The sequence below is a fragment of the Mesorhizobium sp. M0478 genome (assembly GCF_040321305.1).
Lineage (GTDB): Bacteria > Pseudomonadota > Alphaproteobacteria > Rhizobiales > Rhizobiaceae > Mesorhizobium.
In genome coordinates this window covers 121,388-135,603 of record NZ_JAMYRH010000004.1, presented here as the reverse complement: position 1 = coordinate 135,603, position 14,216 = coordinate 121,388, and the positions used below count along the sequence as shown (strand labels likewise).

Sequence of the window (14,216 nt, the reverse complement as noted above, 5' to 3'; positions counted from 1 at the left end):
GCGTTGAAACTCTTCGGCAAAAGCCGCTGGCAGCCTGTGAATAAATTGTGACGCGGCCGTGGCAAAAGCGAGGCATGGCAGCGCTACCAGACCTAAAGCGCGTCGTTGTCCCAAAACCGCTGCGCACTTTTGGTCGACAGGCATTAGCGCCGACCAAACAACCGCCCGTCGATCGTCACCAGGCCAAGCGCGATCAGTGCCATGCCGCAGAACTCGAACAGAGCGAGCCGCTCGCCGAGGAACAGGAGGCCGAGCAGGATGGCGCTGGCCGGGACGATGAGCGTGACCAGCGAGGCGTTGGTGGCGCCGGCCGAGGCGACGAGGTTGAAATAGAGGATGTAGGCGAAGGCGGTGGAGAGCAGCGCCAGCGCCAGCACCGCCGTCCAGACCGGCGGCGAGGCCGAGAACAGGCCGGCCGGGCCATAGGTGAGCAGCACCACCGGGATCATGATGATGGTCGACGCCGTCAATTGTCCGGCGGCGATGACCGGCGAGGGCACGCCCTTGAAGCGGCGGGCAATCATCAGCGCGACGGCGTACGACAGCGAGGCGCCGATCAGCGCGAATTTCGCCCAGACCGGGCCGCCGAGCCCGGCCAGCAGGCCGGGGCCGATCATGACAGCGGTGCCGGCGATGCCGAGCCCGATGCCGGCAAGCTTGTTCCAGGAGAGCTTTTCGTCCGCTGTCAGCGCGTTGGCGAGGATCAGCGTCCAGAACGGCGTCGTCGCGTTGAGCACCGAGGCGACGCCGGCGCCAAGCGCGGTCTGGCCGGCAAAGATCAGCGAGAACGGGACGACATTGTTGGCGAGCGCCAAAAGGAAAAACGGGCCGGCATGCGGGAAGGCGAGGCGGAAGGACGGACCGCGAATGCCGAGATAGAGCTGAAGTGCGATGGCCGCGATGGCAACGCGAAACAGCACCAGCACCAGCGGGTGCATTTCGGCAACGGCGATGCGGGCAAAGAAGAACGAGCCGCCCCAGATGGCGCCGAGCAGCAGAAGCTGTCCCCAGTCCCTCAGCGTCATCGGTCCGCGCTGCACGGCTGTCGTGGCTATTGCCATCGTGAACGTCCTTCCCCGCGGCATCAATGCCAGCCACTCAGGCAGAAGGCATATCGGGTCCGGCGACAAGAGCCACCCGAAACCTGATTGCTGGCAACAGTGCTGCCAGGAGGGTGCGCCGCTGGGTCAGTGCCCGCCAGACACAGAATTGTTTTCTTTGGCCGCTAGCTTGGATTAATTGTGCGCAGCCGAGAAGTCAGGGGATTCGTCCATGCAGCGATTCGAGAATGCCCGCGAGGCGGCGCTGGCGCTTCGGCCGGACGATCCGGTCTACTGCTTTCGCCCGCAGGTGCTGAAGGCGGATGCCAAACAGTTCATGGGCATGTTTCCCGGCAAGACCGCCTACGCAGTCAAGACCAATGGCGAGCAGATCGTGCTGAAGGCGCTGGTCGAAGCCGGCGTCACCGCCTTCGATGTGGCCTCGCCCGGCGAGTTCGCCGCAGTGCGCGCCGTCTCACCCGACGCCGAGATGCTCTACATGCATCCGGTCAAGGCGCAGTCGGACATCAAGCTTGCGCTGGAAAAATACGCCATCCGGGTCATTTCGCTCGACCATGAGGACGAGATCACCAAGCTGACGCGGGTGGTGCGGGCGCTTGACATCGATCCGGGCTCCATCAGCGTGTTCGTGCGCATCCAGACCAAGGGTTCGGCGGCCTATGAACTGTCGAAGAAATTCGGCGCCGGGCCGGCCTATGCGGTGGAACTCGCCGAGCGGCTCAACCGCACCGGCTACAAGGTCGGCCTGTGCTTCCATGTCGGCAGCCAGATCGAGGATCCCGACACCTATGAACGGGCGCTGGCCTCCGCCGATTGGGTGCGCAACCGGCTGACCTCCGACATTGCGGGCCTCGATGTCGGCGGCGGCTTTCCCGCCGAGTACGGCCATGACCCCAATCGCAAGCAGATCGAGATGCCGTCGCTCGGCCAGATCATGTCGCGGCTGTCGGGCGACCTGAGGGAATACCAGTTCGACCAGATCCCGTTGGTGGCCGAGCCCGGCCGGGTGATCGTGGCGCGCTGCCTGTCGCTGATCGTGCGGGTGCTGCTGCGCAAGGGCAAGCGGCTCTACATCAATGACGGCATCTGGGCGTCGCTGTCGGATTCTTGGACCGGCAAGATCACACTGCCGGCCCGCTTCATCCCCGATCCGGCGATCCGCTCGCGCAATGGCGAGGAGAAGAACATCGTGCCGTTCAAGGTCTGCGGCGCGACCTGCGATTCCGTCGACATCCTGTCGCGGCCGTTCTGGCTGCCGGAAACCGTCGACACCGGCGACTGGATCGAGATCGGCCATATCGGCGCCTATTCGCTGTCGCTAAGAACCCGCTTCAACGGCTTTTATCCCGATACCTTCGTCGAGGTGACGACGCCGTTTGACGAAGGCGATGCGCCGCAGGGATTCGCCAGCCTGGAGACGATGGCGGACTAAGCGACCCCGCCACCGGCCTGGATATTCTCGCCGGTCAGCCAGCGGGCCTCGTCGCTGGCCAGGAAGACCGCGACATCGGCAACGTCGCGGGGCGCGCCGATCCTGCCAAATGGAGACATGCCGGCCGCCACGGCGCGATCGCGCTCGGGAAGCAGGTCCGTGTCGGTGAAGCCAGGCGACAGCGCATTCACGGTGATGCCGCGCGGTCCGAGTTCACGCGAGAGCACACGGACGAATTGTTCGACGGCGCCCTTGCTGCCGAGATAGAGCGCCGTTTGCGTGAAGAACATCTTGGTGCCGCCGGTGGAGACCGCGATGATGCGGCCGCCGTTTCGCACACGGCGCGCTGCTTCCTGAAGCACGAAGAACGTGCCCTTGGCATTGGTGCCGAAGACATGGTCGAAATCGGCTTCGGTTGCCTCGGTCAGAGGCTTGATGACGGCGACGCCGACATTGGCAACCACGATGTCGATCGCGCCGAACTCACTCTCAGCCTCGTCAAACAGGCGATGAATATCCGAGACGCTTGATATGTCGGCCTGGACGGCGATCGCCTTTCCTCCCTTGCCGGCGATGGCGGCCACGACCTCGTCAGCGGCTTCGTGGTTGCCGACATAGTTGACGACGACGGCAGCGCCCTTGGAGGCGAGTCCTTCGGCGATGGCTCGCCCAATGCCGCGCGAACTGCCGGTGACGAGTGCGGTTTTGCCTTGCAAGGACTTGGGCATGATACGTTTCCTTCAATCATTCAGGCCCGTGCCGGTTTCATCTGACGGGGCCGCTAGTCGAGAAATAGGGCCATGCAACTGATCAGATAATGGCCTATTATCTGACTAGCTTGTTAATCTAGGGATACACAATGCGCGGTTCTGAATTCACCGAGTTCAAGGCATTCGCCGCAATCGTGGAAGAGCGTAGTTTCGTCCGCGCCGCCGCCCGGCTGCGTGTTTCCCCGCCGGCGCTCAGCCAGTCGATCCGGCAACTGGAGGCTCGCATCGGCGTCAGGTTGCTGAATCGCACGACGCGTAGTGTTTCACCCACTGGTGCCGGCGAGACGCTGTTTGCGCGCCTTGCCGTTGCGTTCGAAGAGCTAGAGGGCGCCGTAGCGGACATTCATGCCGCGCGTGATCGACCGGCGGGTTCGCTACGAATAAACGTGCCGCGTGTTGCCGCGGTGCGGTTCATCGGCCCGATCCTTGGCGACTTCCAACGCGCCTATCCTGATATCGCGCTGACCGTCATCGTCGACGATACGCTGACCGACATTGTTCGAGGACGGTTCGATGCCGGAATCAGGCTTGGCGAGCGGCTGGAGAAGGACATGGTGGCAGTGAAACTGAGCGGGGATTTGCAGATGGCGGCGGTGGCCGCTCCCGTCTATCTCGAAAATCGGGCCATACCGCGCCATCCGCAGGAGTTGCATCAGCACCAATGCATAAAATTCCAGTGGCCTGGTGGCGGCAGCCTCTATCGATGGGAGTTCGCGCGCGGCAAACGGTCTCTGGAAATCGCCGTCGAGGGCAGCCTGACTGTCAACGACACCGAGCTGATGCTGAACGCGGCGCTGGGTGGAGCAGGCGTTGCTTACATGATCGACTATCAGGTCCAGTCCTGGATCGATGCGGGCAGGCTGATGAGATTTCTAGAGCCCTGGTCGCCCAGCTTTCCAGGCTTCTTCCTGTATCACCCGAGTTCGAGGCACGTCCCCCCGGCTTTGCGGGCATTTATCGACTTCGTCCGGGCAAGGAGTAGGGAATAGGGAACCCAGCTTGGGCAGATTCTACTCACAGTTTCCCCAAAAGCTCCGGCGTCGGCCAGCCGTCTACCGGCATGCCGAGCCGCATCTGTTCCTTGCGGATGGCTTCGCGGGTGTTGGTGCCCAGAATGCCGTCGACGGTGCCGACGTCATAGCCCCTGGCTTCGAGCTTGGTCTGCAATTCCTTCATCTGGTCGCCATTGAGACCGGTTTCGGGATTGCGCGGGTCGAACTGCTTTGCCCCGGCCAGCCGGCTGGCGAAGTTGGCGGCGGTCAGCGCGTAGGTGAAGGACTGGTTCCATTCGAGATAGACGTCGAAATTGTCGTAGGCGAGGAAGGCCGGACCTTTGCGGCCCATCGGCAGCGCCAGGCCGGCCTTCAGGCCATTGTCGATCAGCGGCGTGCCATCGGGATTGGTGACGCCCCAGGCGGCCCATTGCGACAGCGGCAGCTTGTTGGTGCGGCCGGTCTGCTCCCAAGGCATGTCCTCGGGCACGCGCACTTCCTCGATCCAGGGCTGGTCGCGTTTCCAGCCGCGCGACAGCACCTTGTTGGCCGTGGTCATGATCACGTCGGGCACACTGCGCCTGAGATCGACGATGCCGTCGCCATCGCCGTCGACGCCCCGCGCGAGATAGTCGGAAGGCAGGATCTGCGTCTGGCCGATCTCGCCGGCCCAGGCGCCGGTGACGTCGGCCGGAACGACGCCGCGATCGATCAGCGTCAACAGCGGCACCAGTTGCGGCCGAAACAGCTGCGGGCGGCGGCAGTCATGCGACAGCGTCACCAAGGCGCTCAGCGTGTGGAAATCGCCCTGCACGGCGCCGAAATCGGTCTCCAGCCCCCAGAAGGCGGTGATGATCGGCGCCTGGACACCGAACTGCTGGTCGGCGCGCGCAAAGATTTCGGCGTATTTCTTCAGATTGGCCGCGCCCTGCTTCAGCCGGTAGGCCGAGATCATGCGGTTGGAGAACTGGATGAAGGTCTGTGCGAAGACGCCCTGGGCGCGGTCACGCGCCAGCACCTTGTCGTCGATGGTGGCGGCTTCCAGTGCGTCAAGGCCGACAGCGCCGACACCGGCCGCCTTGGCTTCCGCCGCCACGCCTTGCTTCCAGGTTTCGAAGTCGCCGCCGCATTCCTGCGCCCCCGCCGGCATCGCCGTAGCGCCGAGCAGCAGGGCCGCGAGCAGCCCGGAGCGCAGGCGGCTCTTCGACTGTTTCCGGCGTGGATATCCCAGTGGTTGCAGGTAGGTGCGCATGGGACGTCGAAAAGCAGGCGGCAGAGCCGGTGTCAACGGGTGTTCTGCCGCAGCCACTTTTTCCAGGCTGCCTCAGTGCCGTTGAAGACGTTGATATCGGACTTGCCGTTCATGCCGGGCACGATACCGGTTCCGGTGTATTGCCAGAAGGTGAAAGGGTGGCTGCCGTACTTCTGGCGGGGGTGGCCGGCCACCGAGCGCAGCCAGTAGGGATAGCCGCGGAAGGTCGCAAGGTCGTTATCGTCGAAGAAGTCGACCGAGGTGTAGATGATCGGCTTCTTGCCATAGTGCCGCTCGATCATCTCGAGAAAGGTGGTCATTTCGGCCCGCACCGTCGCCGAATCCGGGCGCAGCCGGCAGGTCGGCGATTGCGGGTTCCACTCCATGTCGAGCACCGGCGGCATGGCCGAGCGGTCGACGGGCACGTTCTGGATGAACCAGCGCGCCTGGGTGGCGGCAGGCGTGCAGAAATAGAAGAAATGGTAGGCCGCGCGCGGAATGCCATTGGCCTTGGTGCGCGACCAATGCTCGTTGAAATACTCGTCGAAACGGTCGCCGCCCTCGGTCGCCTTGATGAAGGCGAAGGAGATGCCGCTGGCCTTGGCCGTCGGCCAGTCGACCGAGGTCTGGTATTTGGAGACGTCGGTGCCGTGAACGGCATAGTTCCAAGGCGCGCCGCTATCCCATTCATGCGGCTTGGAGTCTTCGAAACGCGGTGCGCGCACGGCAACCGTCGGGCTGCTGGATGGCGACATCGAGGGCACGAGATCGCCGGCGGTCGAGCAGGCGGCCAGCAGCGTCAACGTGATGAGGGCCGCGAAACGGCGCATCGCATTTCCCGAGCCGGAATCAGCCGGTCGCTGTTGGGTTGTCGTTGCAGGTGCCCCTCAGGCGATCGCCCCACAGCATCGCCTGATACGCTATTTTCGTGCATGTCGTTGTTCCAAAACCGCTGCGCACTTTTGGGCGACATGCACCAGTGATCGCCGATCATGGTTGATAACAGGTTGACGGCGCTCGACAAGAACACCGATTTTGCGGAAGCAATGGCGGCAAATCGATGACATAAAATCGGGCCGCAAGCCACGGGCAGCGGAAAAGCAGGGACGGAAAGATGCGGATCGCCGTGAAGATCATCAAATGGCTGCTCGGCCTGGTCGTGTTGGCCATAGCCGCCCTGTTTACCTGGCTCTACGTCGCGCCGCCCGAACTGATCCGCGTCGGTTCCGGCTATTCCGCCAAGATTGTCTGCTCGAATGTTTTTATCGCCGGCCGTGATCCCAATGAGGTGCTTGCCATCGACGTGCAGGCGCCCGGCCATCCGCTTCTCAGGCTGATGAAGGTGTCGGTCGACAAGAACAGGGGGACCGTCTCGGCCGGGCTGCTTGGCTTCCTCGGCAAGAGCGTTGCCGTTGCGCGCGCCGGCCTGGGTTGCGCCTCGGTTCCCGATGGCGACGTCGGCAAGGCACGGCGCACGTCAATCCCTGCCGAGGCGTCGGCGGCCACCAAGGGCGATCTGTGGCCCGAGGGAGATCGAGTCGATGCCTCGCAAAATCCCGAAATCAACAAGATCCTCGACGGTGCGGCGATGACCGGCATCGGCATGCGCGCCGTGGTGGTGGTCAAAAATGGCCACATTGTTGCGGAGCGTTATGGCGACGGCTTTTCGGCGAAAACGCCGCTGCTGGGCTGGTCGATGACCAAGACAGTCAACGCCGCGCTCGTCGGCACGCTGGTCAAGGACGGCAAGATGGCGGTGACCAATCAGGGCCTGTTCGGCTCATGGAAGGCGGACGGCCGCGCCGCCATCAGCCTTGCCGATATGATGGCGATGTCGAGCGGACTCGAGTTCAACGAGGATTATGGCGACGTTGCCGATGTGACGCGCATGCTCTACCTCGAACCGGATATGGCGGGCTTCGCCGAGGCCAAGCCGCTGACCGGCGACGTCGGCAAGGTCTTTTCCTATTCGAGCGGCACGGCGGTGATGCTGTCGCGGCTGTGGCAGGATGCTATCGGCGACAAGGACAAGGCGCTGATGTGGCCAAGGGCAGCGCTGTTCGGGCCGCTCGGCATGCAAAGCGCGGTGCTCGAAACCGACGAGGAGGGTACCTTTGTCGGCTCATCCTACCTCTATGCCACGGGGCATGACTGGGCGCGGTTCGGCCAATTCCTGCTGCAGGGCGGCGTCTGGAACGGCAACCAGATCCTGCCGGCCGGTTTCGTCGACTGGATGCGCGAACCGGCACCGGCCTCGAAAGTCTACGGCAAGGGGCAACTTTGGATCGAAGCCCCGGGGGACGAAGGAAATCCCGGCGCCGGCGTCGCCGCCGGCCTGCCCAACGATACCTACTGGATGGAGGGCCATGACGGCCAGACGGTCGCCATCATCCCGTCGGAGCAACTGGTGGTGGTGCGGCTGGGGTTGACGCCGGCCAAGCTCGGCTACCGGCCGCAGGTGATGGTCAGCGCGCTGATGAAGGCACTGCGCTAGCTCCCTTTACCCTCCCCTTGATGGGGAGGGTCGGCGCGTAGCGCCGGGGCGGGGTGCCTGGCCACCCGCGCCTTCGGCGCGACCTCCCCCATCGAGGGGGAGGTAAGAGTGCGCGATCTTGACGACCGCCAGCCAAGCATAGCCGCGATAAAGCGCGCGGAAACAGAAGCTTGCGCCGGTTCGCCGAGATTCCGATTCCAAGACTTCGCGCAATGATTCACGTGGCGTGACATGGAATTTCTTGAGCCAGCCGCGCAGCAATGTCCGGAACCAGTTGGGCAAGCCTTCCTGCTGGCCGAAATCGACGACATGCAGCGAGCCGCCGGGCGCGAGTGCCGCAAGGGCTGCCGAAACCGTCTTTTCCCAACCGGGGATCATCGACAGCGAATAGGACACGAAGATGCGGTCGAAGCGCTCGACGCCGAACAGCGTCTTGGCGTCGAAATCGGTGGCGTCGCCGCGCGCCAGCACGGCGCGGCCGGACAGGCCGTCGCGGCCGATCGCCTTGCTCGCCGTCTCCAGCATCTCGGCCGAGATGTCGAGGCCGTAGAGGCGGGCGTCGGGATAGCGGCGGGCGGCAAGCGCGATGTTGCGGCCGGTGCCGCAGCCAAGTTCGAGCACTCTGCCATTCGCCGGCACATCCAGCCCGACTATCATCTGGTCGCGGCCAAGCAGATAGTATTTGCGGGTCAGGTCGTAGATCTGGCGTTGCCATCGATAGACGCCGTCCATCAGTTCGGCATGGTCGGCCGGCAGCTCGCTCGCGCTCATGCCGCGCGCTTCACATAGAGGTGGAAGCCGCCATAGATGGCCGAGCGGTCGCGGGCCGAACAGTCGCGCGAGGCCTCGTCCTCGTAGGTCCACTGGTCGAGCAGCGAGATCGAGACGCGGCCCGGCAGCAGGCTGGGCTCGGCGGCGGTACGGAAGATGACTCGGGCGCCGACCGAGGCGGTGCGGGTGATCTCCGACCAAAGGGCATTGAGCTGGTCGTTCGTCATCCAGTCCTGCGCGTCGAGCAGGACGAAACGGTCGACGGTGCCTGCGTCCTTGCCGGCCAGAAATTCGATCAGATTGGCGTGGTGGATGCCGATGCGATCGACATTGTTGCGGATCGCCTTGTAGTTGGCCTCTTCTAGATAGGCGGGCAGGGCGGCCTCACCCGGATTGGGATAGCGACGGGCGAAGGCTTGCCAAGCGAAGTAGTTGTTCTTCAGCGGAAAATCGCAAGCGAGCTTTTCCAGCCGGGCCTTCAGCACGCTGGCCATCGAACCATCGCCCGAGGTGATCAGCGAATCGTACTGCGCCGGCGGAATGCCGAGGCCGAACAGCGAAGCCTTGCGCGAGGTAGCCCAGCGCAACAGCTTCTTGTCGAAGACCGGCGCCAGCTCTTCGTTGAAGAAGCGGCGCTGGTCGGCGAGGCTCTTCGACGCCATGATACCGGCGGGATCGACGCCGAAGAATTTGGCGATGCGGTGGCCCATGGCGATGAACAGGCCGAGCAGGCCGGTCTGGTAGAAATTGCGGTCGAAGACGGTGATGCGCCGGCGGCCGCGCCAGCTGCGACGCTCCCAATAGTGGCGGCTGACCGGGTCGAGATGCGGCGCGATGAAGCGGTCATAGGCTTGCGAATTGTGGTTGGTGTCGGCGGCGCCGAAGAAACGGAACAGATCGCCCTGCGAGGGCAGATGCCGCACCGCCTCCAGCTTCATCCGGTTCAAGGCGATGTGGGCGGCGTTGAGGTCGACCGCATCGACGCGTTCAGGCGAGCGGGTGAGGTAGGCGAGGATGTTGCAGCCGCCCGACGCTATGGTGACGACGCGGTGGCCCTGGCCAAGCTGCATGGCCTCCATGTCGACTTCAGGGTCTTCCCAGATCTGCGGATAGACGAGACCGGAAAACAGAAGCGCAAACAGCCGTTCGGAAAGGCCGGCCTGCGAAAGCGGGCGGTTCTGGTAGACGGCCTTTCCAACTTCCTTGCCGCGGCGAAAAACGAGATCCGAGGAGACGTCCGTCATGGCAAAGTGATTCCCCATTTGCTTTGCCGCAAGCGGGTAACTCAGGGGCATGACAGGCGGGTGACAGCCTGTTGACGCGAGTTCAGGCCTTGTCAAATCCCCCCGGTGTCGGCGTCGTCAGGATAACGGCGTCGCCGGCGTCGAGCACGGTCTGGTCGCAGGCCTTCAGCGTCTCGACGCTGCCGTCCTGGCGGCGGACCTTGGTCGAGCCGACCTCGCCGTCACTGCCGCCATCGAGGCCTTGCGGCGGGCGGTTGCGGTGCGAGGACAGGATGGCGCATTCCATCTTTTCGAGGAAGCGGATGGTGCGCCTGGTGCCGTCGCCGGCGCTCCATTTGCCCTTGCCGCCGGAACCTTCGCGGATGTGGAAATCCTCGAGCATGACGGGAAAGCGCAGTTCCAGCACCTCCGGATCGGTGAGGCGCGAATTGGTCATGTGGGTGTGGACGCCGGATGTGCCGGCAAAGCCGCGGCCGGAGTTCATCCGGCCTGCCGGCGAACCGGAGCAGATGGTCTCGTAATACTGGTACTGCTTGTTGCCGAAGGTCAGGTTGTTCATCGTGCCTTGCGCATTGGCCATGGCACCCATGGCGCCGAACAGCGCGTTGGTGACGTGCTGCGAGGTCTCGACATTGCCGGCGACGACGGCGGCGGGGTAGGCGGGCTTCAGCATCGAGCCTTCGGGGATGATGATGTTGATCGGCCGCAGGCAGCCGGCATTCATCGGGATCATGTCCTCGACCATGACACGGAAGGCATAGAGCACGGCGGCGCGGGCGACGGGCTCGGGCGCGTTGAAATTGTTCTTCTCGACCTTCGAGGTGCCGGTGAAGTCCACGGTCGCCTCGCGCTTTTGCCGATCGACGGTAATCTTCACCTTGATCACCTGGCCGGTGTCGGTCGGGTATTCGTACTCGGAACTATCGGGCAGCCGCTCCAGCACGCGGCGAACGCTTTCGGCGGCGTTGTCCTGGACATGGCCCATATAGGCTTCGACGACATCGAGGCCGAAATGGCCGACCATCTTGCGCAATTCCGCCACGCCCTTTTCGTTCGCGGCGATCTGCGCCTTGAGGTCGGCGATGTTCTGGTGCGGGTTGCGGGCGGGGTAGGCGTGGTCGGTGAGCAGCGTTTGCAACTCCGCCTCGCGGAATTTTCCACGATCGACGACCCGGAAATTGTCGAACAGCACGCCTTCCTCGTCGACCGTGGTGGCAAGCGGCGTCATCGAGCCGGGAGCCGTGCCGCCAATGTCGGCATGGTGGCCGCGCGAGGCTACGTAGAAGATTACTTCCTCCCCCCTTGAGGGGGAGGTGGCGGCGGAGCCGCCGGAGGGGGTCGTTGCGGCAGTGCTCGACGCTCTTGTGGTGCCTTCTGAGAGGACCCCACCCGGCCGCTGCGCGGCCACCCTCCCCTCAAGGGGGAGGGAAAACACCGGCGTCACCACCGTGATATCAGGCAAATGCGTGCCGCCATTATAGGGGGCGTTCAGCGCAAAGACGTCGCCGGGATGGATGTCGCCGGAGTTCAGCCGGATGATGGTTTCGACCGAGCGGTCCATGGAGCCGAGATGCACCGGCATGTGCGGCGCGTTGGCGACCAGCGCTCCATGACGGTCGAAGACGGCGCAGGAAAAGTCCAGCCTTTCCTTGATGTTGACGGAATAGGCGGTGTTCTGCAGCGTGACGCCCATCTGCTCGGCGATCGACATGAAGAGGTTGTTGAAGACCTCCAGCATCACCGGATCGGCTTCGGTACCGAGGGCAGCCGTGCGAACTTTCCGTTCCGTGCGGCGAATGACGACGTGATTGAGGTTGGTGATTTCGGCCTGCCAGCCCGGCTCGACGACGATGGTCTGGTTCGGCTCGATGATCAAAGCGGGGCCTGGGACCAGATTGGATGGGCGCAGGTTTTCGCGGCGATGGATGCCGGCCTCATGCCAGCGGCCCTCGGTGTAGATGCGCCGCGTTCCCGACGCACCCGCTTCAACCCTTGCCGGTCCGGCGGGCGCAACGGCTTCGGCCGTGGTCTCGACGATCTCGGCGCCTTCCACGCCAACGGTCTCGACGATCATCGGCTTGTCATCATAGACGAACCCGAACTGCGCCTTGTGGGCGATTTCGAAATCGCGCCTGGCCTGGAAGATCGAGTCGCCTTCGAAATTCACCGGCAGCGTGGTGTCGGTGCCGTCATAGCGGATGTGCAGCACCGGCTTTGCCGCAATCTTGTCCTCGGCGATGCCTTGCGCTGCCAATTCAGCGATGACGGCTTTTTTCAACGTGCCGATGAGGCTGCCCATCTGGGTCCTGGATTCTTCGGCAAGCGGCTTCAGGAGCGCCTGCTGGCGCGACGCGAAAACCGACGACAGGCCGATACCATAGGCTGAGAGCAGACCGGAGAAGGGGTGGATCAGTACCGCCTCCATGCCGAGCGCGTCGGCAACCAGGCAGGCATGCTGGCCGCCGGCGCCGCCAAAACAGTTCAAGAGATATTCGGTGACATCGTAGCCGCGCTGCACGGAGATCTTCTTGATAGCATTGGCCATGTTTTCCACCGCGATGGTAACGAACCCTTCGGCGACGGCTTCCGGCGTGCGGCCATCGCCGATTTCGGCGGCGAGCGCAGCGAATTTTTTATGCACGGCGGCGACGTCCAGCGGCTGGTCCTGGCCGGGTCCGAAAATCGCCGGAAAGAAATCGGGCTGCAGCTTGCCCAGCATGACATTGGCGTCGGTGACGGCAAGCGGGCCGCCGCGCCGGTAGGCGGCGGGGCCAGGATTGGCGCCTGCGGAATCCGGGCCGGCGCGGAAACGGCCGGCTTCGTAGTGCAGGATCGAGCCGCCGCCGGCAGCGACGGTATGGATGCGCATCATCGGCGCGCGGATGCGCACCCCGGCGACCTCGGTGTCGAAGGCGCGCTCATAATCGCCGTCATAATGGGCGACGTCGGTCGAGGTGCCGCCCATGTCGAAACCGATGACTTTCTCGAATCCGGCGAGTTTCGCCGTCTCGACCATGCCGACGACACCGCCGGCCGGGCCGGACAGCAGCGCGTCCTTGCCCTGAAACATGTCGGCGGCGGTAAGCCCGCCCGACGACATCATGAACATCAGGCGAGGGTTTTCCCTCCCCCTCGAGGGGAGGGTGGCGGCGGAGCCGCCGGGTGGGGTTGGATCGACCGGGCTCAGCGCATTGGCGGTGCCTTCCGAGAGGACCCCCCCTGGCCGCTTTGCGGACTGCCCTTCGCTATGGCTCCGGGCGTTCGTCGCTGAAAAAGCCAAATCATTGGCTTTTTCTCGGCCTTTGGCCGACCGCTCCTCACCCCCCACAAGTGGGGAGATTGGCGTCGCCCCCAGTTCTCCCGCCACCCTTTGCACATAGCGCGACAGGATCGGCGACAGATAGGCATCGACCACGGTGGTGTCGCCGCGGCCGACCAGCTTGATCAGCGGCGAGACCTCATGGCTGACCGAGACTTGGCTGAACCCGATCTTGCGGCAGACTTTCGCCACCGCCTTCTCGTGGTCGGGATATTTCCAGGCATGCATGAAGACGATGGCCACCGCATCGATGCCGTCAGCCTTCGCCTGTTCGATGGCGGGGCGGCAGGCGGCGATGTCGAGCAAGCGCTCGACCTCGCCATTGGCGCGCACACGCTCGTCGATCTCGATGACTCGCTCGTAGAGCTGTTCCGGAAGGATGATCTCCTTGGCGAAGATGTCCGGCCGCGCCTGATAGGCGATCTTCAGCGCATCGCGAAAGCCCTTGGTGATGAGCAAAAGCACACGGTCGCCCTTGCGCTCCAGCAGCGCATTCGTGGCAACGGTGGTACCCATCTTGACGTCACCGACCAGGCCCGGAGGAATAGCGGTGCCGGATTTCAGCCCCAGAAGCTCGCGGATGCCGGCTATGGCCGCGTCGGGATAGGCTTCGGGATTTTCCGACAGGAATTTCCTGGGATGCAAACCGCCTTGCGGATCACGTCCGATCACGTCGGTGAAGGTGCCGCCGCGGTCGATCCAAAAATCCCATTTCTTGTCCACGCAGAACTCCGGCATTGCATTTGGGTCCAGACTGTTAGTTCGGCATCGCCCGGCCCGCAATCGGTAGTGAGCGGATGTTACATCAGGAAACGCAACGTTACGAAACTCATGGCCGTTTGATGCATTTTGCCTTCGACCGTTCACCGCAACGTGAGCGT

10 protein-coding genes are annotated in these 14,216 nt (G+C 63.8%); 3 read left to right on the top strand and 7 right to left on the bottom strand.

Annotated elements, in window-relative coordinates:
• Nucleotides 1-143 precede the first annotated feature (143 nt).
• A complete protein-coding gene (locus NKI64_RS11825; protein ID WP_352545505.1) occupies nucleotides 144-1,061 on the bottom strand; it encodes a DMT family transporter in 918 nt (305 codons plus the stop codon).
• A gap of 211 nt (nucleotides 1,062-1,272) precedes the next feature.
• On the opposite strand from NKI64_RS11825, the gene NKI64_RS11820 reads away from it, so the two are divergent.
• On the top strand, nucleotides 1,273-2,493 hold the full coding sequence (locus NKI64_RS11820) for an alanine racemase (protein ID WP_352545504.1): 1,221 nt from the start codon (nucleotides 1,273-1,275) through the stop codon (nucleotides 2,491-2,493).
• Here NKI64_RS11820 and NKI64_RS11815 read toward each other — a convergent pair.
• A complete protein-coding gene (locus NKI64_RS11815; RefSeq protein WP_023690857.1) occupies nucleotides 2,490-3,221 on the bottom strand; it encodes an SDR family oxidoreductase in 732 nt (243 codons plus the stop codon). The two genes, NKI64_RS11820 and NKI64_RS11815, sit on opposite strands and share 4 nt — an antisense overlap.
• A 131-nt stretch (nucleotides 3,222-3,352) precedes the next feature.
• Between NKI64_RS11815 and NKI64_RS11810 the strand changes: the two genes are divergently transcribed.
• Complete coding sequence (locus tag NKI64_RS11810; protein ID WP_023741707.1) at nucleotides 3,353-4,252, top strand: LysR family transcriptional regulator; 900 nt, start codon at nucleotides 3,353-3,355, stop codon at nucleotides 4,250-4,252.
• Between the two features lie 25 nt (nucleotides 4,253-4,277).
• Here NKI64_RS11810 and NKI64_RS11805 read toward each other — a convergent pair whose 3' ends face one another.
• Together NKI64_RS11805 and NKI64_RS11800 are read right to left on the bottom strand one after the other, a co-directional pair.
• Nucleotides 4,278-5,507, bottom strand: a complete 1,230-nt coding sequence (locus NKI64_RS11805; RefSeq protein WP_023741706.1) for a lytic murein transglycosylase — start codon at nucleotides 5,505-5,507, stop codon at nucleotides 4,278-4,280.
• Nucleotides 5,508-5,539: 32 nt separating this feature from the next.
• Nucleotides 5,540-6,337, bottom strand: a complete 798-nt coding sequence (locus NKI64_RS11800; protein ID WP_023682151.1) for a glycoside hydrolase family 25 protein — start codon at nucleotides 6,335-6,337, stop codon at nucleotides 5,540-5,542.
• A 284-nt stretch (nucleotides 6,338-6,621) separates the two neighbouring features.
• Here NKI64_RS11800 and NKI64_RS11795 point away from each other — a divergent pair, with 284 nt between their 5' ends.
• Nucleotides 6,622-8,001, top strand: coding sequence for a serine hydrolase domain-containing protein (locus NKI64_RS11795; RefSeq protein ID WP_352668081.1), 1,380 nt, complete (start codon nucleotides 6,622-6,624; stop codon nucleotides 7,999-8,001).
• A gap of 6 nt (nucleotides 8,002-8,007) precedes the next feature.
• Here NKI64_RS11795 and NKI64_RS11790 read toward each other — a convergent pair whose 3' ends face one another.
• Genes NKI64_RS11790 through NKI64_RS11780 form a run of 3 tightly spaced genes read right to left on the bottom strand, consistent with a single transcriptional unit; the run spans nucleotide 8,008 to nucleotide 14,058 of the window.
• Complete coding sequence (locus NKI64_RS11790; RefSeq protein WP_352668078.1) at nucleotides 8,008-8,772, bottom strand: class I SAM-dependent methyltransferase; 765 nt, start codon at nucleotides 8,770-8,772, stop codon at nucleotides 8,008-8,010.
• Nucleotides 8,769-10,067 carry a BtaA family protein gene (locus NKI64_RS11785; protein ID WP_352668076.1) on the bottom strand — a complete coding sequence of 433 codons (1,299 nt, stop codon included), beginning with the start codon at nucleotides 10,065-10,067 and terminating at the stop codon, nucleotides 8,769-8,771. The genes NKI64_RS11790 and NKI64_RS11785 overlap by 4 nt, the downstream gene beginning before the upstream one ends.
• A 31-nt stretch (nucleotides 10,068-10,098) precedes the next feature.
• On the bottom strand, nucleotides 10,099-14,058 hold the full coding sequence (locus tag NKI64_RS11780) for a hydantoinase B/oxoprolinase family protein (RefSeq protein ID WP_352668074.1): 3,960 nt from the start codon (nucleotides 14,056-14,058) through the stop codon (nucleotides 10,099-10,101).
• Between the last annotated feature and the right edge of the window lie 158 nt (nucleotides 14,059-14,216).